At 55.3% G+C, this 23,666-nt stretch carries 21 protein-coding genes and 1 tRNA gene; 4 read left to right on the plus strand and 18 right to left on the minus strand.

Annotation, left to right across the window (positions count from 1 at the left end):
- Positions 1-43 precede the first annotated feature (43 nt).
- On the plus strand, positions 44-754 hold the full coding sequence (gene phnF / locus K3727_16470; GenBank protein ID UWQ90360.1) for a phosphonate metabolism transcriptional regulator PhnF: 711 nt from the start codon (positions 44-46) through the stop codon (positions 752-754).
- On the opposite strand, the gene K3727_16475 is transcribed toward phnF, so the two are convergent.
- The 5 genes from K3727_16475 to phnC form a co-directional block, all read right to left on the minus strand.
- Positions 729-1,370, minus strand: a complete 642-nt coding sequence (locus tag K3727_16475; protein UWQ90361.1) for a chloramphenicol acetyltransferase — start codon at positions 1,368-1,370, stop codon at positions 729-731. The two genes, phnF and K3727_16475, sit on opposite strands and share 26 nt — an antisense overlap.
- The gene (gene phnE, locus K3727_16480) at positions 1,370-2,674 is read right to left on the minus strand and encodes a phosphonate ABC transporter, permease protein PhnE (protein UWQ90362.1); all 1,305 of its coding nucleotides are present in this window, start codon (positions 2,672-2,674) and stop codon (positions 1,370-1,372) included. Before phnE (K3727_16480) ends, K3727_16475 begins: the two co-directional genes overlap by 1 nt.
- Position 2,675: 1 nt before the next feature.
- Positions 2,676-3,536, minus strand: coding sequence for a phosphonate ABC transporter, permease protein PhnE (gene phnE / locus K3727_16485; protein ID UWQ90363.1), 861 nt, complete (start codon positions 3,534-3,536; stop codon positions 2,676-2,678).
- 68 nt (positions 3,537-3,604) lie between these two features.
- Positions 3,605-4,507, minus strand: coding sequence for a phosphonate ABC transporter substrate-binding protein (gene phnD / locus K3727_16490; GenBank protein ID UWQ90364.1), 903 nt, complete (start codon positions 4,505-4,507; stop codon positions 3,605-3,607).
- 82 nt (positions 4,508-4,589) lie between these two features.
- Positions 4,590-5,408, minus strand: a complete 819-nt coding sequence (gene phnC / locus K3727_16495) for a phosphonate ABC transporter ATP-binding protein (GenBank protein UWQ90365.1) — start codon at positions 5,406-5,408, stop codon at positions 4,590-4,592.
- Between the two features lie 317 nt (positions 5,409-5,725).
- On the opposite strand from phnC, the gene K3727_16500 reads away from it, so the two are divergent.
- Together K3727_16500 and K3727_16505 are read left to right on the plus strand one after the other, a co-directional pair.
- A complete protein-coding gene (locus K3727_16500; protein UWQ90366.1) occupies positions 5,726-6,673 on the plus strand; it encodes an SMP-30/gluconolactonase/LRE family protein in 948 nt (315 codons plus the stop codon).
- A gap of 258 nt (positions 6,674-6,931) precedes the next feature.
- Positions 6,932-10,120, plus strand: coding sequence for an AAA family ATPase (locus K3727_16505; protein ID UWQ90367.1), 3,189 nt, complete (start codon positions 6,932-6,934; stop codon positions 10,118-10,120).
- Between the two features lie 24 nt (positions 10,121-10,144).
- Here K3727_16505 and K3727_16510 read toward each other — a convergent pair whose 3' ends face one another.
- The 3 genes from K3727_16510 to K3727_16520 are packed head-to-tail and all read right to left on the minus strand — an operon-like array spanning position 10,145 to position 13,294.
- A complete protein-coding gene (locus K3727_16510) occupies positions 10,145-11,548 on the minus strand; it encodes a hypothetical protein (protein ID UWQ90368.1) in 1,404 nt (467 codons plus the stop codon).
- Positions 11,548-12,264, minus strand: coding sequence for a hypothetical protein (locus K3727_16515; protein UWQ90369.1), 717 nt, complete (start codon positions 12,262-12,264; stop codon positions 11,548-11,550). Before K3727_16515 ends, K3727_16510 begins: the two co-directional genes overlap by 1 nt.
- A gap of 4 nt (positions 12,265-12,268) precedes the next feature.
- Positions 12,269-13,294, minus strand: coding sequence for a catalase (locus K3727_16520; protein ID UWQ90370.1), 1,026 nt, complete (start codon positions 13,292-13,294; stop codon positions 12,269-12,271).
- Between the two features lie 385 nt (positions 13,295-13,679).
- Between K3727_16520 and K3727_16525 the strand changes: the two genes are divergently transcribed.
- Positions 13,680-13,756, plus strand: a tRNA-Met gene (locus tag K3727_16525).
- A 507-nt stretch (positions 13,757-14,263) separates the two neighbouring features.
- Here the strand turns inward: K3727_16525 and K3727_16530 are convergent.
- The 10 genes from K3727_16530 to K3727_16575 all read right to left on the minus strand — a co-directional run bounded on the left by K3727_16530 (position 14,264) and on the right by K3727_16575 (position 23,523).
- A complete protein-coding gene (locus K3727_16530) occupies positions 14,264-15,502 on the minus strand; it encodes an ABC transporter ATP-binding protein (protein ID UWQ90371.1) in 1,239 nt (412 codons plus the stop codon).
- 14 nt (positions 15,503-15,516) lie between these two features.
- Entirely contained in the window at positions 15,517-16,041 is a 525-nt protein-coding gene (locus K3727_16535) for a copper oxidase (protein ID UWQ90372.1), read from the minus strand.
- A 113-nt stretch (positions 16,042-16,154) separates the two neighbouring features.
- A complete protein-coding gene (locus tag K3727_16540; GenBank protein UWQ93424.1) occupies positions 16,155-16,424 on the minus strand; it encodes a copper-binding protein in 270 nt (89 codons plus the stop codon).
- Positions 16,425-16,474: 50 nt separating this feature from the next.
- Complete coding sequence (locus K3727_16545; GenBank protein ID UWQ90373.1) at positions 16,475-16,999, minus strand: cupredoxin family protein; 525 nt, start codon at positions 16,997-16,999, stop codon at positions 16,475-16,477.
- A gap of 47 nt (positions 17,000-17,046) precedes the next feature.
- Positions 17,047-18,405, minus strand: coding sequence for a copper oxidase (locus K3727_16550; GenBank protein ID UWQ90374.1), 1,359 nt, complete (start codon positions 18,403-18,405; stop codon positions 17,047-17,049).
- Between the two features lie 13 nt (positions 18,406-18,418).
- On the minus strand, positions 18,419-19,879 hold the full coding sequence (locus K3727_16555) for a TolC family protein (protein UWQ90375.1): 1,461 nt from the start codon (positions 19,877-19,879) through the stop codon (positions 18,419-18,421).
- Positions 19,880-20,185: 306 nt separating this feature from the next.
- Positions 20,186-20,665, minus strand: a complete 480-nt coding sequence (locus tag K3727_16560) for a hypothetical protein (protein UWQ90376.1) — start codon at positions 20,663-20,665, stop codon at positions 20,186-20,188.
- 409 nt (positions 20,666-21,074) lie between these two features.
- Entirely contained in the window at positions 21,075-21,353 is a 279-nt protein-coding gene (locus K3727_16565; GenBank protein ID UWQ93425.1) for an SHOCT domain-containing protein, read from the minus strand.
- A 47-nt stretch (positions 21,354-21,400) separates the two neighbouring features.
- Entirely contained in the window at positions 21,401-22,804 is a 1,404-nt protein-coding gene (locus tag K3727_16570) for a HAMP domain-containing protein (protein ID UWQ90377.1), read from the minus strand.
- Complete coding sequence (locus K3727_16575) at positions 22,801-23,523, minus strand: response regulator (protein ID UWQ90378.1); 723 nt, start codon at positions 23,521-23,523, stop codon at positions 22,801-22,803. Before K3727_16575 ends, K3727_16570 begins: the two co-directional genes overlap by 4 nt.
- Positions 23,524-23,666 lie beyond the last annotated feature (143 nt).

Genomic DNA, 23,666 nt, shown 5'->3' on the forward strand with positions numbered 1-23,666 from the left:
GTACATTCGGCAAGTCGTTTACTGTGAAATTTTGGTGACAGGCATGACCCGCATTCCAGTTTGGAAAACCATCACGACCACATTGGATGATGACATCGCCAATGGTCATTATTGCACCGGGGACAAGCTGCCGACCGAAGCTGCGCTTGCAGTACGCTTTGGGGTCAACCGGCATACGGTGCGCCGTGCCCTGGCTGATATGGCAGATCGCGGGATCGTCCGGTCCCGACGCGGTGCCGGGGTCTTTGTCGAGACCCCACCCGCCGATTACCCGATCGGGAAACGGGTTCGGTTCCACCAAAACATTCGCGCAACCGGACGGTTACCGGCCAAACAGATGCTGCGTCTGGAAACCCGCACCTGCGCGCCCGGAGAAGCCAAGGCGTTGGACCTGGCGGTGGGCGACCCGGTGTTGGTCTACGAGGGGCTTTCCCTGTCAGGCAACGCGCCGATTGCACATTTCCTAAGCATTTTCCCACAGACCCGCGTCCCAAATCTCGCAGAAACCTTTGCCACGGTCACATCGGTCACCGAAGCCCTGCGCCGCAATGGGATTGACGATTACACCCGCCGCGACACCCGGATTTCAGCAGAATTGGCCGATACGGTTCAGGCCCTGCATCTTCGGGTGCGCGAAGGTGCCCCCCTGCTCAAATCGGTGGGCATCAATGTCACCGCCGACGGCCTCCCCATCGAGCTGGGAAAGACCTGGTTCGCAGCAGATCGGATCACGTTGACGGTGGCGAACGACTGACGGTTTCATATTTTTCCAGAAACGCCTGGATCGGCAACGACCGGAAGTCTTCCAGACGATGGTGCAAGGTTTCGTGATCCCAATTCCACCATGCCATCGCCATCAACCGGTCTGCGATCTGCGGGGCAAAGCGCGCCCGGATAGGCTTTGCCGGGACCCCCGCAACAATCGTGTAAGGAGCGACATTCCGTGTCACCACGGCCTGTGTTGCGACAACGGCTCCGTCACCGATGGTGATATCCGGCCGGATAACAGCGCCATGTCCGATCCAAGTGTCATTCCCGATCCGCGTTCGGCGCGATTTGCGATGTGCCATGAACGTCTGATCCATGTCGGCCCCATCGAAATAATCCGATGACCGATACAGAAAATGGTGCTGGGATGCCTGCTGCATCGGGTGATCGGTCGGGCCGATACGGGCAAAGCTCGCGATATTGCAGAACTTTCCGACACTGGCGTTGGCAATGTCTGCAAACCGGTCACAATAGGAATAATCGCCGATTTCGGAGAAGCTGAGCCTGCTGCCCTGCCCGATTTCCACATAGCGGCCAAACGTCGTTTCTGTGATCTGGCAACCTGAATGGAGGACAGGGCTCTGTGCGCAAAGCCTGCTCATTATTCCCCCTTGATGAGACGACGTCTCAACCACCCGGAAAAGCTATCCATCATCATCACCATCAGAATGATGAGCACGATGTAATAGGTGACCTCTTCCCAATCCTTCTGCGTGATCATCGCCTGTGTCAGCAGCAGGCCGATGCCACCGCCGGTGATTGCACCGATGATCGTGGCTGATCTGGTATTGGACTCGAGGTAGTACAACACCTGACTGAGCAGAACCGGCGTGACTTGAGGGATCACCCCAAACCGATACCGCTGGATCGTTTTGGCTCCGGTTGAGGCCACGCCTTCAATCTGTTTTTCATCGACATTTTCCAATGCCTCAGAGAACATTTTGCCAAAGCTACCCGTGTCGGTCAGCAGGATCGCCAGCGCACCAGTCATCGGTCCGGGACCAAAGGCCCGCGACAACACGATGGTCCAGATCAACCCATCGACACCCCGCAGGAAATCGAACACCCTGCGAATACCAAAACGAGCGGCCCAAAAGGGGGAGAAATTGCTGGCGGCAAGAAAACCAAGCGGCAAGGCAACAATCGCAGCACCGAATGTGCCCAGAAATGCCATCAGGATGGTTTCAAACATCGCCCAGGCCACATCTGCATGACGCCACATTTCGTTGAACCAGAAATCATTCCAGGCACCCGCAATGTTGGAGCGGGTGGGATCAATCTGTTCACCGAACAGGATCTGTAACGGGCCATGTCCGTAATAGGGGCTCTTCAGCGTAAAGAAGAACAGCTCCCAACCGGGGAAATAGTTGAACACTTCGGTCTTGTTGCGGGTCAAAGACACGCGGCCTTCGGGCGTGGTGATCGCCAGGCGGGTTTTGGACAGGGAAATCCAGCCCGGAATATCACCGGTCAGATTGGTGACGACCTTGCGCCCCTGTATGGCTGCTTCGATCGTGCCAAAACCCGGGATTTCGTAGCGCAAACCATTGCCCGGCAAAAAGTACACAGCATGCCCAGAGCCCAGATCGACCTGGGTCGTGGTGCCGTCCAGCGTCACCCACTCAGGTGCCGTTCCCTGCGGATACTGCCCTTTGCGTTCACCTTCGATCGCGGCGCTGATCTCGCCTGTTCGATTGTCGCGTGTGACGTGGGTCTTGTGGCTCCACGCATCACGGGTCAGCGTCTGGGCATTGTCCCAGCGGGCCCGTTCGGCAAGGCCGGGAATATCGAAGGCAAAGAAGACATAGACCAAGTAGGCCAGAATGACTGCGGGCAGCCCCAGCGTGAACAGACGTTTGCGCAGGAACAGACGGTCGGCAGAGGCGTATAGATCGACGGATGCCATATCAGTGGCCTCCCTTATGTGTCAGCCCGTTGCGCACATGGCTCGATAGCTGGTCAAAGATGACGATGGTGACGAACAGCAGGATAAAGATCGCGGCGGCTTCGTCGTATTTCCCCAAACCCCAGCTCATCGCGTTCTTGAGCTCGTATCCGATGCCGCCCGCACCAACAAAGCCCAGAATGGCCGAGGCCCGGATGTTGATTTCGAACCTCAGCAAGGCATAGCTGAAATAGTTGGGCGCGACCTGGGGGAGAACACCCAGAAACATCCGCTGGAACCAGCTTGCCCCGACAGACGACAGTCCTTCGACCGGCTTCAAATCGGCATTTTCATTCACTTCGGAGAACAATTTGCCCAGCGCTCCGGCGGTGTGAAACGCGATTGCGATCATCGCAGGCACCGGTCCACCACCCAGAATAAAGATCAAAACCAGCGCAATCACGATTTCAGGGATCGCCCGCATGATGTCCATCGTCCGGCGAAACAGTGAGATCAGACGGGGCCAGCGTGCCAACCCGCGCGTCGAAAGCAGCGACAGGACAATTGCGAACCCTGCCCCGATCATCGTCGAAACAGCCGCGATATTGATTGTTTCAATCAAGGCCGGGAGATAGGTCAGAAAATGCCCCGGAAGTTGATCCAGCTTGGGAAGCGTATCGGCCAGCACATCCGCCGGGAAATCCAGAATATTCGGCAACCCGGCCCAGAATCCACCGGCATTACGGTCGTCGGCCAGCATGAAGCCGGAAATCAGCAACAGGGCAAACACCCCAAGCATCAACCCGCCATATAACCGCTTGCGCTGAATGAGAGCCAAATAATGGCTGCGGGTGGTCTCCAGTTGGTCGGCGGTATGGCTCATGGCAGGGTGTTTCCATCAAAGAAACAGCCCCACGCAAAATCGCGCGGGGCCATAAGGTTGGTATTGAATTAGTTTGATTTCAGCTTGCGTGCTTCGATGATGACTTCGTATGCGTCATGACCGATCGGCATGACGCCTTTGGCCTCACCCGACAGAACGCCATAGGCACATTCGGGGTCCATCGCAGGTAGCGACGCCATCAGCGCCGTGAATTTGACTTTCACGTCTTCTGGCAAATCCTTGCGCAGAACAATCGGGCCTTCTGGGATCGGCTTGGACTGCCAGATTTGCACCAGGTCGTTCATGTCAACCAGGCCAGCATCAACCGCACGACGCAGCGCGCCCGAATTGTAGCCGTCTTCCCATTCACCCAGACCGTCGGCCCAGGTCACGCCGCCGTCCACATCGCCTGCATTTACCGCAACGATGGTCTGTTCGTGACCGCCGGTAAATTTCACTTCACCAAAATAGTCGCCCGACGTCATGGTCGATCCGGTTGCTTCGGGAATTTCGATCGACGGGATCAGGAAGCCGCTGGTCGAGTTGGGATCGCCAAAGCCAAAGACTTTGCCTTTCATGTCGTCCAACGATGAAATGCCGCTGTCCTTGCGGGCAAAGCCAACCGAGTAATAGCCATAGCCACCATCATTGTTGACTTTGACCAGGATCGGCTCGACCGCTTCGGGGTCAGACAAATAGGTTTTGGCATAGCCCGAGGCACCCAGCCACGCCATGTCAATGGTACCACCCAGCAAGCCCTGGATCACGCCATTATAGTCGGCCGGCGCGAACAGTTTGGTTTCCACCCCCAGCAACTCTTCGGTTTTGGCGCGCAGGCACTCGTTGTTGTTCAGACGGTCCTGTGCGTTTTCACCGCCCAGGAGGCCGATATTGAACGATTCGATGTCGGCGGCCAGGATCGGTGTGGCCAGAGCGGTGGATGCCAATGCGGCAGCGATCAGATTTTTCATGATGTTTTCTTTCCAGGTTAAGTGAAGTCTGTTGCAGAAAGTTTGGAGTGGGGTTCGCAATGCGCGCGCCCTGCAGGGGGTGTCAGGCGAATTCAGGCAAGACGACCTTGGGCGGGACCAGTGCCGGCTCACGAATTTCCGTAGATGTGGCCGCTTCGGAAAAGTCATCCCCTGCGCCATAGATGTCCCGGGCCACGCCGGTGGTCAGCTGTTCGGGCGTACCATCAAATACAATGCGCCCATCGCGCATTCCGATAACCCGGTCGCAATAGCGCCGTGCCGTGTCCAAGGTGTGCAGATTGGCCAGAACAGTGCGCCCGTCTTCTTCGTGAATGCGGCGCAGGGCCTCCATCACGGTTTGCGCGTTCATCGGGTCCAGCGATGCGATCGGTTCATCCGCAAGAATGATCCGGGGATCCTGCATCAACGCACGGGCGATCGCGACGCGCTGTTGCTGCCCCCCCGACAGGGCTTCGGCCCTTTTGGGAGCATGATCCGCCATGCCCAATCGGTCCAGAATATCAATGGCCTGGTGGATGTCCGATTTGGGAAACAGGTTAAACACAGTCGTCAGGGTTGATCGTTTGCCCAATGTGCCGTGCAAAACGTTTGAAACCACATCCATTCGCGGCACCAGATTGAATTGCTGAAAGATCATCGCGCAGGACGCTTGCCACGCACGTCGGTCCTTGCCCCTCAGCGTGGTCACATCCGTGCCTTCAAACAGAATGCGCCCCGTTGTGGCATCCGTCAGCCGATTGATCATGCGCAGCAATGTGGATTTGCCCGCCCCGGACCGTCCGATCACTCCAATCATCGCCGGGCGGTCGATCGAAAAGCTCGCATTGTCGACGGCCGCATTTGCGCCGAAACGTTTGGTCAGATTCTCTACGGTCAGCATATTTGCCCCCAGTTAACTCCGGGGGACATGGCAAGACTTCCGTTGCAATTGCATGACGGTTTCTTGAATGTTTTGTAAATGGAGGGGGCATGGCTTCATTTTGGATGATGCCAAATCGCCAACCCAATCGCCAAAGGTCGCCACGGTTTGACGGGCCTCTCCAGGTTTTCCGAACCGAGCAAGCCAATTGCCCGAAAGCCACCAACTGGCTAAGCTCTACCAGGGGGGCTCCTATACATTTTTGAAAAGCGCGGTTGTCAGCGGCGGCCGGAACTTGAGACGGGAATTTAAACGCATCAACATAGGGAAGCAGCAAAATGGCATTTAAACTGGACTTGGTAGAGGTCGCACACGGCCTGGGCTTTCCCGAAGGGCCCGTTGCAATGAACGACGGTTCGGTACTGTTCGTCGACATTGAAAAAGAAACCCTGGTGCGCCTGGAGCCCAGTGGCGCACGTCATGATGTCGCGGAGATCCCCGGTGGCCCAAACGGCGTAGCAATCGGGCCCGATGGTGCGGCCTATGTCTGCAACAACGGCGGCGTCTATTGTTTCAAGAACGCCGGCCCTGGTGGGGTGAACATCCCTCTTCCTGATCCAGAACATTACACCGGTGGCTTGATCCAGAGGGTGGATCTGACGTCTGGTGAGGTTACGCCCTTGTACACGGAATGTGACAGCAAACGGCTTCTGGCCCCCGACGACATCGTTTTTGACAAGGCCAAAGGGTTCTGGTTCACCGAAACCGGCATTCAGGATGATGAAACCCTTCGCAAGGGGGGGCTGTATTATGCGACGACAGATGGATCGTCGATTGTGCGGATGGCCACGATTCCGATGGCAAACGGTGTTGGGCTATCGCCTGATGGAGACACCGTTTTTGTGTCGGATACGATTTTCGGGCGGCTCTGGAAGATGAAGATCAAAAGAGACAGCAGTGGTAACCCGGTTGGTCTGGACGATGGACCAATCCAGGGCATCATGCCCGGTGAAGTCGTCCAAACCCTTCCAGGGTTTCAGTGGCTCGACAGCCTCAAGGTCGAAGCGGATGGCCGCGTCTGTGTTGGTACGATCTTTACCGGAGGTATCACCATTTTTGAAATGGATGGCACGACCGAGCATGTCGATGTACCGGATATTTTCACCACCAATATGTGCTTTGGCGGCGAAGACATGATGGATATGTGGATCACAGCGTCCAGTACCGGAAAAATCTACAAGACCCGCTGGCCACGCCCCGGTCTGAAGCTGGAATTCACAGCATAGTTTGTTGCCCTTTTTTTCGGACTACGTAGACGGTAAAAGGGCGCATCACAGCGCCCTTTTACACTGCGATGTCTTGCGCTCCCAAACAGGCCACAACGCAAAACAGGCGTATTTGCCCGTGGCGTTCAGGTCTTTTGGCACCCGCATTGCGCTCCTGTTTCTTCTGGCCCTGCGCATAGGTTGAAAAGACCATCGCCCAGCCTGATCAGGCCAAGCTTTGCTAGCGTTTCCATCAGGATATTGTAAAATATCTTAATAATGGATGAAACACCCGCCATACCCGAGATCCAATCGACGCGTTTGGGCGAAAGGCGTCTGGTCTCCGTTCTGTTCACCGATATGGTGGGATATACCGCCATCGTCGAGCGACTTGGCGCGGAAAAAACTCTCCAATTCACACGAATGGTTTACAAGGAACTGACCGGTGCCGTTCAGGATCATGGCGGGTCTGTCCGCGGCTTTGCCGGGGACAGTGTCATGGCAGTTTTTGGCATTCCAGACGCCCAGGAGGATGCCGCGCTGAGGGCCTGCCAGGCGGCGTTGTCGATCCAGAAAACCTTTGGCGACGCCACCGAAGACATCGAAGCGAGATTTGGTGAACGCCCCAGTATGCGGGTCGGTGTGAGCTCGGGCACCGTCGTCATGGCCCATGTCGAGGGCGAAGGGTCGCCTTTGACAGCGGTCGGCAATACCGTGAACCTCGCGTCGCGTATCGAGGCGTTGGCCCCCAGAGGTGGCTGCCTGATCTGCGACGCAACTCGAAGTCTCGTCGAATGGCTTGTCGACCTCAGCTTTGATGACGAGTATCAGATCAAAGGCGTGGCAAAACCGCAAAAGCTATGGCGGTTGCTGTCCATCCGCGAAGGGGCCACGCGGTTTGATGCCTCGCTGGCGCGTGGACTCAGCCAATATATCGGACGCGATGCAGAGCTGGCGACGCTGGCTGGCGCGTTGGAACGCGCCCGTGACCAGGTTCAAGTGGTGGATCTTGTTGCCGAACCGGGACTGGGTAAAACCCGCCTGATTTTCGAATTTCTAAATCCGATAACAAAAGAAGACGCCTTTGTGCTGACCGGGCATTGCTCGGCCAATGGCCAACAAACCCCGTTTTTGCCGTTTCTCGAAGTTATGCGCGGATCATTCCAGATCCGCGACGAAGATGAGCCGTTTGAAATCGCGCGAAAGCTAGAAACCGGGCTTCGCCGGGCGGGGCTGGATACGCCCGAGAATCTGGGCCTTCTGCTCAACTTGTTGGGCCTTCCCCCTCCAGACGGATCACTGGACGGGCTTGACGGTGTTCTGATTGGCCTGCGGACCCGCGATCTTCTCCCTGCGTTGTTGCAGGCGCAATGCCAGGCGACACGGGTGGTTCTTTTGATCGAGGACATCCATTGGATCGATGGCGCGTCCGAAGAGATGCTACGCAAACTGATCGAAAGCGGAACGCAGTCGAATCTGTTGATCCTACTGACACGGCGCCCGGAATATGATCCCGGTTGGTGCACCCTGCCCTGCGTGAATGCGTTGGCACTGCAACCGCTTGAGGATGGCGACATCTGGCAACTGGCCCGCACACGTCTGGGCGTTGAAACCCTGCCCGATGCTCTGATCCAACAGGTCACAGAACGCGCTGGGGGCAATCCGTTGTTTGGCGAGGAGATCCTGAGCTATCTAATCGACCAGGGCGCGTTGCGCATCACATCGGGCACGGCCGAATTTGACGCCGAAAAGGCGACAAGCGGGCTTCCCGCAAGCATGCAAAGCCTGCTGACGGCCCGCATTGATCGATTGCAGCCCCAGGACCAGGCGTTGCTTCAGGCGGCGGCCACAATTGGTCGGCGTTTCGATCCGGGCCTGTTGTCTCTTGTGATTGGACGCGCGGGGGAAACAGGTGCAGCCTTGCACAGATTGCAGGCGCAGGACATTGTCTACCGCGAAACCAACTCGTCGGATTACATGTTCAAACATGTGCTGCTGAGAGACACCGTCTATCAAGGGTTGGTGTCCGATCGCCGGGCTGATCTGCATTTGGCGATTGCCGAAGCTCTGGTCCAACGCAACCAGGACCGGCTTGCCGAGGTGGCCGATACCCTTGCCTATCATTACGCACAAACCGACCGTAAGGATCTCGCCTTTCGGTACAGCGCTTTGGCAGGTGCAAAAAGTCTGGGTGTTTTTTCACACGATCAGGCCAACCGGTATTTTGCCTCTGCCCTGGCGCTCTATCTGGATGATCCGACCTGTGCCAGCGACGCGGAGTTTGCCGAATTCCTCGCGAATTATGCGCTGTGTTCGAACATCTCGCTCATGGTCAAACCCATGATCGAACTGGCCCCCAAGGTCAGACCGATTCTCAATGGCATTGGCGATAGCGGTGACCACGTTCTCTTCTTGCATCATTATGTATCCTGTCTGGTGTGCAGCGGCCGCTATCGCGATGCGCTTGGTGTCCAGCAGGAACTGACGGCAATGGCCAATCGTTTGGGCGACCCCAAGTCGATCGCCTATGCATTGGTCAACGAGCTATCGGTGTCGATCTATTGCGCGCCCATTCCCGATGATGTTTTCGAGACCAAGCGACAGGAAGCAGAGACTGCACTGACCTGTTTCGACGATGCCTATTTGAAAAATTTCTTCGTTGCCACCGTGGGTTGGAACGAGCTCACCCGCGGTCGGGTCACAAAAGCGCATGAAGCCGCGGACCGCATGCGCGCCGAAGGCATTTCCAAGAACGATCCTCGTTCCCTGGGGTACGGAACCGCGATGAAGGCGTTGATTGCCATGGTCACCGACGACCATCAAACCGCGCTGGAGATATCCGAACAGGCACACAGCGTTTCCCGGGCCGAATTTGAAATGGCAATTGCCGATTCATCGAGATTCTCTGCTTTGGTTCCATTGGGCAAACCAGGGGCGCTGGAGGACGTTCGAGGGTACGTAGATATGTGCAAGCAGAACGGGTGGGCACTGTTCGCGGAAGGTCCGGAAACCATGCTGGGGGTCGCGCTGGCGATGGACGGTCAGATCGGGGCCGGGTTGCGCCAGATCGAAGACGCGATTGCCCGTCGGGAAGCCGAAGGCACCAGGATCGCCGCCGATTGGAACCGGTTGTTTCTGTGTGAAGTCTATCTCGAAATTCTATCCGGCGAAGGCGGCGCATCTCTCGGCGTGCTCATGCGCAATATCGGTGCCTTGACTGGTGTTTTCCTGTTCGGTGGCAAGCGGATCATTGAACTGATCGAACACGTGCGCGCCAATCCTCAGTTCGATCCCGCAGGACATTACATCGCCCGAAGCGAATTGATCCTGGGATTGCTCTACAAGATCAAGAAGAAGAAGGCCCAGGCGCTTCAGCATCTGAACGAAGCCAAACGGATCGTCGAGCCAGCAGGGCAATCCCCCATGCTGACACGGATCAACGTGGCATTGGCCGAACTGAACGCGTGACAGGCCAGATAACCCGTCAGCCCGTCAGCCCGTCAGCCGGGACAAATAGCGGATCGCAGACAAGCTTGGCAAAAAGGTATAGGCTCCGCCGCGTGTGGTCACAAACCGGGGAAACCCTCTCAGTCGAATAGTCCCCTCTTTTGGGAGCGTCAGGTCAAACCAGCTGGTTTCCGGAGAATTGGCCCCAATCAACGGATCATTGGAGCCGGTAACAGTCGGATCCTGCAGTCCCAGGTTCAGCCAATCACACATGACCGCTTCGAATTGGGCCCCGAAATTCGCGCCGATAAAGTTACCCAACAGTCCCCGTTCCTGGCTATCGGGATTGGCGGGGTCAAAGTCGGGGCCATAAGACATACCGCGCCGCACAAGCCGGCGCGTGTAGTTGGCAATACGTTGGACGATCGGACCGCCCCGCGGGTTGACGCGCCGCATATGCGCCCCTGCTGGGCATCGGGATCCGTGATGGTAATCGAAATTTGTGAGCGCGCCGGGCTCCTCGGATTTTGGCCATTGCGCATCTGGCGAGGTTTCATACGGCATGCCGTTGCGCCAACGTCCACACATCTGCGCCGCCACAACCTCGCGCAGGGCACCATGGCGATCCAACCCCGCACCAATGCGGTCTTCGGTACCCGGAACCACCAGGTCCTTGGCCCTGGGATGGGTCAGCAACATGTCAGCGGCCTTGTCCAGATAGGTTTCAAACCCCTGTGCATCCTGGGCCAGGATGCGAAAGGCATTGAAGGCCCCGTTAAATCCCAGTTCGCGGGGCTGAGGAATACTGAATTCAAGCCCTTGCATCCGCGTCGGATAGCCCAGCAGAACAGTTCCCAAGGGATCAGTGGGTTCATTTGCAGCGGCTTGCTCAGGATCATCAACATGTCGGAACTTGGGTTGCGAGATGCTGTCCTGATAGCCAAAGAACACCTTTTGATCGGCCAGATTACGCCCGTTCCTGACGCCAATCACATTAAAAGCACGCGCGACCTGCCCCTGAACGACATCAAGATGACGTTCTTCGTCCACATAAATCGATGCTATGATATGCACCCGCTCAGGCTGGTCGAACGGCGCAGGCCAATGTTCGGGCGCGCTCGACCCAAAATCACCAAGCTTCATGGCGCGCGCGCGCATTCCTTCGACGAACTCCGTAGGGAAACTGTCCAGGCATTCGCCTGGTGTCCCCAGCGCCCGCAACCCTTCGTAGGTCACGCCTATGTTGAAACAGACATCGGGTTTCGTGGCCCACCATGCTGATCTGGTAATCTTTGGTACATCTGCGTCGGTCCCATCGGCCGACGCCGCAAGAAACCGCCGCGCTGCAGCCAGGTCCGACACCTCGAGAATGAGGTAACGCACCATATTGTTTCGGTAGCCCCGCAAAATGTTGCCCTGGACTTCGTTTGAATCATAAGCTTCGCTCATTACCAACCTACTCCCAGTTTGCGACGGACCTGTGCGGCGGACACTCCGGGATACGCACGATAGCCGCCGCCCAACGAAATATTGGGGTTCGCGTTCAGTTGCAGAATCAATTCTCGTGGCAGGCTCAACAATTCATGCGGTGGACCATCAGCGGAACGGCCCGCGGCTGCATCCTGCAGACCAAATAGGTCCGTTGGGAAATCCGGTGCCTGGAACAGGTCGTGATCCTGCACCCAGTCAATGAATTTCTCGACATTCTGCGCCGTTGGCTTGAGTTCCTCACCGCCGTCCACCAAAGTCATCACATCGTCGAAAACGCTGCCGATGGTCATGATGAAGTCGCGGATATAATTGCTGAAATCACCATCATAAACCGAGATCATGCAAATATAGTCGTCGATCAACAGAAAGCGGGCGAAATGCACCGTGCCGACATTGTCCAGACCGGCGAATATTTCGTCCACGTTCGTAGCAATTGCCATGGCGGCCTTGGCGCGCCCCACAGGGGTTGGATCCTTGAGCGGCATCACCAGATTCATCATGCGCTGCACGTTTTCACTCGGTTGCGGCGAAGGACGCGGACCGCCCGGCAGTTTTGGCTTTTTTTCGCGCCAGACCCAATACGGCACAACCACATAGGTCGACAGAAATTTGAACCACCCCCGTTCCGGGAGGCTGTTGACGTACCGATTGAACCAACCGCCATCATCCGTCATGAATTCAGCTCCCTGAAAATGGGCAAGGTGTCGCGTCTCGCCGTTTGCTCGAATATTCATAGGCCTCGCGCCGGATTTTCAACACCGGATCGTCCGAAGCCCGGATGCCATCCGTCAAGTTGCAGGGATTGAAACTGATCTTTTCCAGATCCCCGTCCGCGCCCTCGATTTTTTTGTCCAGCGTCAACGTCCCCATCATCACCCGTTTGCGGTGAGGGGGCCAGGCGCGGGTGGAGTCATTGAAATCATCGCCCAGCTCTCCGATCATCATCATCAGGGAAAACCGCGCGCCTCCCTTGTCCAGACACTCTTCCAGCTTCTCCTTGAGGTATGTGTCGACAATGGGGTCCTTGGGGGTGGTGTTTTGCACCCCCGCAATAGGTTGCCATGTAAACCGAACCCAGCGTTGCGTGCCGTCCGGAGCCGTGACGATGAATGTATGCACCGCATGATAGGACGCCCGTTCATAGCTGACCGGAGCCCCGATCGTCGCGGCCTGCAATACCGCCAGTTGTGCGAATTTATTCTGATCCGCGAACCGGATAGCACCTTCGTTCGGCCTGACATCCTGTCCTGGGTAGGGATCTGGCATGGGGATTGTCAGCTTTAGAAAATCAACGATTTTCCGCCAAGGTGACAGGCGTTCACACGGCGCTGGTTTTGCTTCTTTGGCGAACTCCAGAAATGTTTCAGGAGTCGGTGCAAAAAATTCGGGTAGCGTCATCGCCACCAAATCTGTTGCACCACCATCAGACAGGTGAAACCTGGTTGCCATGCCGCGCACATCGGACCAGCCATCCCGCTCTATCGCGCTGCCCGACCCGTTTGAAAACCGAACAGTAACGTCCAGCTGTTTGCCTTGAAAATGCTCGGCGGTACAATAATCGCGGGCGACTGGAGACGCTTGGAAATACCCTGCCACGCCTGTGCCGATGGTGTGAACGGGGCGCCTCACAAGACCCTCTACGGGATTGTCGTCAGGCAGAACAAGCGCCTCAACCAGTTGCTCGGCAATGTCGGGATCGTTCATCTCTATCCACTCCCAGCAAAATTCATCAAAACCAAATTGATGTTTCGTCATATCATATCTCACGCATTAAATCACCAATGTCCTGTCCGAAGCTTGGTGAAGGTAGGAACTCCCGGGTCTTGAGCGCTCCCTAGCGACCCGCCTGCCCGCGTTCGGGCCATACGCACGGGTCCCTGCACCAAGAGCCACAGCACGGAACTGACACCAGTTTTTGGGAGGTTGGCACGCATAACACATCGGGATCATACCTGACCCGAACGTTCACAGGCGCGTCCACTGGGTCGCTCGATCGGTCACGATCAAAGCCCCTGCCACAAAAGTAATTTTCTGTGCCACTTTTCCGCTTGCAGTCCCCGATGATTAGATCTACATCAGCCTCAATTGACGCGGGATGGAGCAGCCCGGTAGCTCGTCAGGCTCATAACCTGAAGGTCGTAGGTTCAAATCCTACTCCCGCAACCAATTGTACCCAATAAAACAAACACTTAGAACCCGAGTAAAACACTGGGGAATTCTAAGTGCTGTTTTACCTCAACGCCACCTCAACGTTTGAAGAGTCGTGTAGGAAAATCGCACGAAATCAATGCGGTATAGAGCCTTCAGATTGCCTAAGCCCCCCCTGACCCGGCACTCCGCCAAAGAACTTAAAGGCGCGCGCATGAGCCAATATGGGTGCCAGAGTGTCGCTGGAAAAGCCGACGAATTACTCCGGAATGCGCAATCCTCAATACTGTCTCACTTGCGCCACTTCCAAACCGATTGTTCGGAGGTCCCATATTTCGCCGCAGAGATCCATGCGGGATCATCGCTCGTCTGAAGAACAACATGTATCATCGGTGCTGTCTTAGCCTGACCATAAAGTTGAACCAACATGAAACGCTCCTTTTGGGATATCCCCAAAAACAGATCCTGCCATGAAAAATGCAGAACGGCCAAGGTCTATGTGATCGTCAGGTGTAGGGCTGACAATCAAGCATGAATCACCGCAAATGAGTTTTTTGGGGTCGACTTTGTTTGTTGTTTCGTTTTTGCCTTTGAAAAGAACTTCGTAATCTCCTGATATCTAATCCGGGTGTCCTCCAAGGTTTGATAATACCGAAACAGCTCCTTTAGGGGCATCGAAAAGTCTTTGTGTGCAGCAAGCACTGCAACAAGCGCCCCCAGACTGATACGTCCCTCTATGACGAAGTATCCACCTAGCGAATAGAATAGGAAGGGCGTGAGCGCGGTCAGAAAGTTGTTTAGCGCCTTGATGAAGAACTTCAGTCGGAAAATCCGCCTTCTCACCCGCTCAAGCTCCCGAAAACTTGCGTTGGTTGGCGCAAGTAGCGTTTTGTCCCCGGATTCCACCCGTATCTGATCGCCAAGGTGCCGACCCAGTTCCCGCACCTCCGCAATTCTGGTCCGGGAGAGCACGTTAAGCCTGCGTTGAAGCTTTGGCAGCAGGATCAACTGTACCGGCAGGACGGTTAGTGCCGCAGCGCCTAAAACAGGGTCTTGAATGAACATAAACAGTAGAATTGTCACGAGCGTGCCGCCTTGCAGGATTGGCAAGGTCAACACATCAGCCGCAAAAGCACCAATTGGCTCTACTTCTTGTGCAAGGATCGGAATAATTTCACTTTGTTTGCGTGCGGTGGGATCTTTCCGCCATTGCCGATAGACCAACAGTCGAAAACGCCGCAGAAACCGCTCCGCCACGTAGCCTTTGAAGATGTTCAGACCATATTTGCCTATTCCGTTCAGAATGATTGCCAGCAGATAGAGACTGCAAAGTACCATTAAAAACGTGAATTGATCAAAGTCGCGATCGAAAACTTCCACCGGAAAGCGATTTGAATTCAGGGCGTTGTTCACGATCTGCTTGGGCAACTCCAGTGTCAGATACAATATCGGCAACGAAATCAGACTTAGGGCGATCATAATGACCTGTTGCTTTTTGGAGTATCGCAAAACGGAGCTAAACAGGCTTGTTCCCAAGCCTTGAACGTGACTTGGCTGCGGTTCCACCAGCTGCTGAGTCTGTACAAATTTGAGTCCGCTGCGAATGATCAGATAGCTACCAACCCCAATCAGTAAGGTCGGGGCAAATACCAGGATCAAGTGAATGAAAGGATGGACCCAATCGGGCGTAGCATCATTAAAGACATATCCAAAATCCGAAGATATTTTGTGCACAACTGCATGATATTGATCCAGGAGTGACATCTTGCCGACCCCTACTAGCTCTTGGAACGCGGAGCGAGGTGATCGTGGACAATGATGACGCCCCACATGCCTGCTTCCCGGTGGCCAGGAATAAGACAAGCATACTCCAGATTCATTATGCTTGAAAACTTCCAAACGATTTCGGCAGTCTCCCCGGCCGGGACCTTTACTGCGCTAGCAACGTCATGCGGCAAATCCGGGTTTCTGCGAAATGACTGTCGCCGTTGTTCAATTTCGTCGAATGTTCCTAAAACGAGCTCATGCACTAACGAGCCTGTATTAGAAACAATGAAACGAATTGTTGTGTCATGCTCAATATGAACAACGTCGGGATCAAACAGCATGTCGCCGGAACCCGTTTCACGCACAAAGATTTCAATCGTCCGATCAACATTCTCAATCCGACCGGGAGTGCCGATTGTACTTGTGACGTGGCCCTGTTGCAGGTCATGGCTTGAGTGAAGCGTCGGAGCTGCCTCGACATGAGGTGTCTGAACAAACGTGGCGGCAACGAAGAGTAGAGAGTGTATTTTGTTCATTTTTCGTCCTGCCTGATTCAGATGGTGCGAGAGGTCGGCACGGTTCAAAATGGCATGTACCGTCTTGTCGAAGGAACGGGTGGCAGAATGCGCCGCCACCCGCCAGACGAAGCCTACTCCTTGAGTTCGACGACGGTCAGCTTGCCTTTCACACGGTCGGCCACAAATTCGATGTCCTGCCCTTTGGACATCTTGGCGATCATCTCTTCGTCAGCGCGAAAGACCATTGTCATTGCGGGCATGTCCAGGTTCACCAGCTCTTCGTGTATGATGGTGACCTTGCCCGCTTTCGAATCGATCTTTTTGATCGTGCCTTTGGTGTAGTCACCACCGGCAAGTGCGAACCCTGATGATAGGGTCAGAACTGCGGCGGCAGTCATCATGATATTGCGAAACATTTAGCTATCCTTTGTTCAGCGTTTGAAAGTGGTGCTCAGTTGACAACCAACGGGCCGTGCATGCCGGATTCGTAGTGACCTGGGATCAGGCAAGCAAATTCGAACGTTCCAGCGTTTGAGAAGGTCCAGACGATTTCACCCGATACGCCGGATTCGAGCCGCACTGCGTTGGGATCATCGTGTTCCATCTCAGGAAACCTCTCCATCATTGCCTTGTGTTCTACGTTGGCCTCGACAGTGTCCATGACGAACTCGTGCACTTGCTCACCGTCGTTGGTGATCTTGAATCTGATCGTCTCACCCGACTTGAAACTCAACACTGACGGCTCGAAAATCATGTCGCCATCGTCGGTCTCTTGCATTGAAACCTTCACAATGCGGGCATGGTGGTCATCGGCAGGCATGCCAATGGCCATTTTCTCATCATGCCCGTGCCCATCGTCAGAGTGGCCCTGCATCGCGACGGGTTCTTTATCGTGTCCGCCGCCGTGCGTGCCGGTCGCGAACGAAGGTGTGGGCAATGAGAACGCAAGAGCAGTCGTCAGAAGAATTTTTTTCATTTGTTTTCCTTTGGATAGTGTTGCTTGAGATTTGTTCTCGAAGGCGTTCAGCCCTTCGAGGTTTGTTTAGGTGTAATCAGCGTTTTCGGGCTCGTGTTGGTGGCAAACTCGGGCAGCTCACCCGTCCATTCATAGGCCTGCTCACCAGGAGGGTTCACGTACCAACCCGGATCGCTGTAATCGTCAGCTCCAATGCCTTCTCTGACTTTTACAACTGAGAACATGCCACCCATCTCAATCGGGCCATGTGGGCCCCAGCCAGTCATCATTGGAATCGTGTTGTCCGGCAGCTCCATTTCCATGACACCCATATCGGCCATGCCAGCAGTTCCCATAGGCATGTATTCGGGTTGGAGTTTCCGGATTTGTTTCGTCAACTGCCGTTTGTCGACCCCAATGAATGTTGGTATGTCGTGGCCCATCGCATTCATTGTATGGTGTGATTTGTGGCAATGGATTGCCCAGTCGCCTAGGTTGTCAGCCACAAATTCGTAGGCACGCATACCGCCAATCGGGATGTCGACTGTGACTTCAGGCCATTGCGCCGCTTCCGGAACCCACCCGCCATCGGTACAGGTAACTTTGAAGTCGTACCCATGCATGTGGATCGGATGATTGGTCATAGTAAGGTTACCAACCCGAACACGCACTTTGTCGCCCTGATTGACCACCAAAGGGTCGATGTCAGGGAATATCCGACTGTTCCAGGTCCATAAGTTGAAATCCGTCATCGTCATGATGCGAGGCACGTATGTACCAGGATCAATATCAAAAGCGTTGAGCATGATCAGAAAATCCCGATCTACTCTCATGAACTCTGGGTCCTTTGGGTGCACTACAAACATGCCCATCATACCCATTGCCATCTGCACCATCTCGTCGGCGTGAGGGTGGTACATGAAAGTGCCCGACTTTGTCAGATCGAATTCATAGATGAAGGTCTTGCCAGGTGGGATGCCAGGGTGGCTAAGCCCGCCGACACCATCCATGCCTGAGGGCAGGATTAACCCATGCCAATGGATACTCGTGTGTTCTGGCAATTTGTTAGTCACATAAAAGCGAACCCGGTCACCTTCGACAGCTTCAATAGTTGGCCCGGTGGACTGGCCATTATATCCCCAAAGATAGGCGATCATCCCGTCAGCTAATTCTCGCTCCACAGGTTCGGCAACCAAATGAAACTCTTTGACACCGTTGTTCATTCGATACGGCAGTGTCCACCCGTTCAAGGTTACGACCGGATTGTAATCAACACCTGTCGAAGGTCGCGTAGGTGATTGAGTGGCTGCCGTGTCCATCACTGCGGCTTCCGGCAACCCTCTGTTTGAAGTTTGGCTCCATGCCTGAGACGAGACTAAGGCCCCCGCAGCGGCACCAGCACCTAGCAATTGGCGTCTGTTCATCATTTCAGTATTCCTTTCAATGTCCTGCGCCGCCGCCAGCGGCTATTGCCATTCCTTCACCACCGCCCGCCGCTCCGGAACCACCGCCGTAAATCGCCGCCTTTACGTTGGCCTGAGCCAACCAGAAGTCCCGCTTGGCGTTGGACGCCTCCAACGAGCTGCCGAGTTTCTGGCGCACATCCAACAACAGCTCAAAAGTGTTTGTTATCATGCCATTGTAGCTCAGAAGCGCTTCCTCTTCGATGGTTCCGCGAAGCGGGACAACAACGTCTCGATAGTGTCGGGCAATTTGGTAAGACGCATGATATGCAGCTTCTGCACTGCGCGCCTCAGAGCGAACATTTACGGCCCTTTCAGCCAGGACATTGGCAGCCTGCATGTAAGACAGCTCTGCCTTTTTCATCCGCGCTTCACCATTATCGAAAATGGGAATTGCGAACTCCAATTCCAGTTGAGGTCGAGTGTCCGTTGTCGTGTCTCCTCCGTCGTTTTCACGCTCGGATTCAAATCCGGCGATCAGCTCAAGGTCCGTTACCAACCGTGTCTGATCCGTCAAGCCAAACGCCTTGGCTTGTGCCTCCAATCCAATTTTGGCCACCTTCAGGTCAACTCGATTTGCCAGCGCTGTCGCTTCAATGGAAGACACTCGACGCAAAGATGTCGGCAGAGCCGGGAGAGCATCGGGAACGAAATAATTTACATCAGTACCCCAGAGCCCCATAAGGCGAGTCAGCTCTTCCTTTGCCAGCGTGGCGTTAAGTCTGGCTTTTGCCAGTTGACCGGCCAATTCTGCATTGAATGCAAATTCTCTGGCTTGCCCGGCCTTATTCAATGCACCTGTTTGTCCGAGCTTCGCGGCCAGTTCAGATCCTGCAGCCGCTGCGTCGCTCGCTTGTCTCAGATAGCTGACCGTTTCAAACGCGGACACGGCGTTGATCCATGCCTGTCGAGTTTGATTGGCCAACATGAGGGTCTCATTCACAGCGTTCATTTGGGCTTGCTGAAACTGAGCACTTGCAAGGGCTTTACGCTGTTTGCGTGTGGCGGCATCCAAAAGGTTGAAGGCAATTGTGGATTCCAGTGCCCTGTATACACCTAATTCGGGTGCCCCAATCCCAAAAAGACCGATGGAGACTACTGGGTTCTTCAGCAATGATTGCTGCCAGACCTCGGCCCCCGATATCCCGACAGCAGCGTAGGACGCCTGCAGCCCCTTGTTGTTCAACAAAGCCGCCTGCACGGCAGTGTCCGCCGATATCGTTTTCCGGTACACCATGCCGTGCACTTGTTTGTTTAAGGCAACGTTTTCAGCCTGCGTCTGCGCAAGGACCGTCCTCTTTCCAATTGCAGCCGATGTCTGAGAGGAAACCTCCAGGAAACCTGCCTTTGGGTCCGTATATTTTCCCGGGATTTCGGTGGCACAGGCCGCCAAAATCAGGGGCGTCACAATTAGAGCGGGCCATTTTCTGACTGACATCAATTGCCCTCCGTTTGCGCGTCATTGAGCTCGCGCCAGGAACCCGGTTCTGACGGTTCTTGACGCCGGAAGCCCGCCAAGGGATTTTGATACGCGAAGTGTGATCGGGGCGCGGATACAGACGAAATCGCTTGTTGCGGCGATACGTTAGGAAGTGGTCGCGGCTCGGATGAGCATGCGCCAAGTGCCAAGGCTGATGCCCCCAGCAAAAATTGGATTTTCATGATTTTCCCTGAGATTTAGTAAACTTGCGGCCGCACAATGAGGCGCGAGAACCAAAAGCCGCTTTGACAGCGGCGTACTAAATCACAAAGAGGGTGGGCGCAGAAAGGCCTGAATATCGCTTGATACCAGCGTGGGAGGGACGAAACCATTTTGCGCACTGCCAGTTTCAGGCTCGCCAATCGCAGATAGGTTAATCAAAGCAAGAGTCAGGCACATGCCCGAACAACACTCTCCGTCGTGATGATCGTCGGTTTTGCTGTGGATGGGTGACCCACACTCGTCACCCGCGATTTCAATCACGTCCGATGGTTCATGCTGATGCTGATCAGCAGATGAAATTTGCCCAACATTTTCATTCATCATGCTGGCATGAACTGAAGGCGCTTGGACAAGCAATGCGCCAACCGCAAGTGCCAACATCACTGCTTTCAGCGACCATATGATATGAAATTGAGCGTTCATTCCACCATTCTGTTTGCGGCCAATGCTCTTGTCAACGCCAATCATGTATTTTTGACTCACCGTTGTGTGAAGTTGCCTAAGACAGGTCCGCACGTCCATGTTCAACGCCTTCCAAAAGAAACTAAATCATGCAAATTCAAAGCGCTAATTGAATTTTTCCGAAACATCCTTTCGGCAGGATTAGTGATAGAAACGACGTCATTTTCGCAACAAAAATCAAAATTTGTCGGGGTGGTTGTGGGGAGCAATTCCATTCGAAGGTGTTTTTCAACCAATGTTTTGACCAATACCGTGTAGATTCTTGTTGTGAGCGCAGGGCGGAAGCAGGCAGTTCAACATTTTCCGCCAGAAACCAAACCAGATTCCTTGGATGACAGAGGCCGGAATCGGATCAGCATCCCCAGTGTCCGCAGGTTCTTCACCGACCTGCAGGGATAGAAATCCGGGGGGCCTATGTGAATCCCGTCCGATCCCAGAGAGCCATCATTCGGCTTTGCAAGCACCCAAGTTATCCCTCCAGCGCCTTCTTGCGGTTCTGGTATTCGTCCGAGTCTATATCCCCGCGAGCAAGACGCTCCTGAAGAATATCGAGCGCCGAAGAGCGTTTTCCATTGCCACCGTTCTGGCTCAGCCACCGGATGGCGAGTACGGTGCATACAATTGCTGCGATCCAGAAAAGTATCATCACCGCGCCACCCAGTACCCCGTGGCCATAGCCGCCCATCATGTGACCTCCATAGCCATATTGTTCCGGGTCAGCCCAGGCCGTGCCCCCGGTCAGGACCATTGTCACAGCACTCACAATAAGGATTGAACTTTTCATCTCTTTCTCCTTTACGTCTTCGGTGTCCGTTTCATGTCCACGCCGGTGCAGGGCAGTGTGACCACCACTCTGAGTCCTCCGCTGGATGCTGCGCCCAGCAAGATATCTCCGCCATGGGCAAGAACGATGGCTCGCGCGATAGCCAGCCCCAAGCCGGTACCGCCGGTGTCGCGTGACCGCGAAGTCTCCAGCCGCACGAAGGGGTCAAACACCCGTGTGCGATCAGTTTCCGGAATGCCGGGGCCGTCATCTTCGACAACGATCTGGACCATGCCCGGCCCTGTTGACAGCCTTACTCGCGCCTTTTCGCCGTACCGAACCGCATTCTCGATCAGGTTGCGTAATGCACGACGTAAGGCTCCGGATCGAACCCGGCACATTGCAGGACCAGATGCCTCCAAGGTGGCGCTCGCCGGGTCGGGAAGTTCCTCGGTCAACTCCGCCAACAGCGCGGCCAGATCAGTTTCGATCGCGGGTTCGGAGGTGGTCGTTCCTCGCGCAAATGACAGCGTGGCCTCGGCCATTTCTTGCATTTCAGCGATGATAGCGATCAGGCGTTCGCGGGTTTCCTCGTCCTCGACCATTTCCGCACGCACACGAAGGGCTGTCAAAGGCGAGCGCAGGTCGTGACCCAGAGCGGCAAAAACCTGAGCGCGTTCCGTAACGAACCGGCTGAGGCGGTCCTGCATGTCATTGAAAGCACCTGTCAACCGGCGCAGTTCGTCTGGCCCAGTGCAGGATATCGGCGTGATCTGTTCACCTCGGCCTAACCGATCGGCGGCATCGGCGAGAACGCGCAGAGGGCCAGTCAGACGCCGAAGTACCAGCCAGAGGACAAGCACGACCATCAGGGCCGTCAGGGTAAAGGTTGCGATTTGCGACCAGGCCCATTGCAATGGGGGGCGATGGAAACGTGTGGTCACATTCAACCATTGGGCCTGCCGCAGGCCAATGGCGATCTGCGTTTCCACCGTCGCCATCTCTAAGGGCATTTGGTGATGCATCCGGACCATCTCGGGTGGCATTCCGGGCAATGGTGACAAGGGCTGTATTTCCTCATGGCTTTCCACTCGGATTTCAACCTCGGTGCTGAACAGTTGGGCGCGGATACGCCTTGCGATCTGTGTATCGCCGTGGCCGAGATGGTCGACGATCGGCACTGCATCAAGGCTGAACCTTGCCAGAGAGGAATTCGCGGCCCGCAGGATAGAAGGATGCAAATCGGCCGGAACCTCGGTGATCAGACGCGCGACATTGGCAGCACGATCCGCGGCTTCAAGCCCTAGTGCATTGCGGACAGCCAGACCGCGCTCATCAAAGAACATCCACAGGCTGATGGCCTGTGCCATGGCCAGAGCTGCCAGTATCATCACGATCAGCTGGCCGGACAGCGTTCGGGGCAGCAGCCGTTTCATGGTTCGGGCCTGACATCGACCGACAGGCTGTAGCCACCGCCGCGCACGGTTGCGATAATTGTAGGGCGTGCCGGGTCCGCCTCAATCTTGTGACGCAGGCGGCTGACTTGATTGTCGATCGTTCGATCAAAGACCTGTCCCGTACGGCCCGAGGTCAGATCCAGCAATTGCTCGCGGCTCAGGACGAAACGCGGACGTTCCAGCATGACGGTCAGAAGTTTGAATTCAGCCGTAGTCAGCGAAACCTCGTGTCCATCGTCATGGATCAGGCGGCGTTGGTCGGTGTCAAGTACCCATGAACCAAAGCGCACTCGCAGGCTGGCCAGGGTGCTAGCAACCCGCGCAGGGCGTTCCGAACGGCGCAGAATGGCCTTAATCCGGGCCAACAATTCACGCGGATTGAACGGCTTGGACAGATAATCATCAGCGCCAATCTCAAGCCCAACAATCCGGTCCGTGTCTTCGTCCAGCGCGGTCAGCATCAGGATGGGAGGCCCACGCTCTGCGGTGAGTCGTCGACAGATGGACAACCCGTCTTCACCCGGCATCATTACATCAAGCACAATCAGGTCGAACTGTCCCACTTTCAGTTTGGCATCCATCTCGACGGCATCCCGTGCCGACGTTGCCCGCATCCCGTTCTTCTCCAGATATCGCGTGACCGCATCGCGAATCTCGCGGTGATCATCGACGACCAGAATATGCAGCAATTTGCTCATACTCGGTTCATACCCGAGCGGCGCAGTGATTGGGCAATGAAATTGTCGCAGAATGTATCAGATCGCCCGGCTGACACAGCCCGATACAAATTCGCCTCCTACTGGCATCGTCTTGCGACAATAGACGCCCAGATAAGCTTCAT

Source organism: Rhodobacteraceae bacterium M382, from assembly GCA_025141015.1.
GTDB lineage: Bacteria > Pseudomonadota > Alphaproteobacteria > Rhodobacterales > Rhodobacteraceae > Aliisedimentitalea > Aliisedimentitalea scapharcae.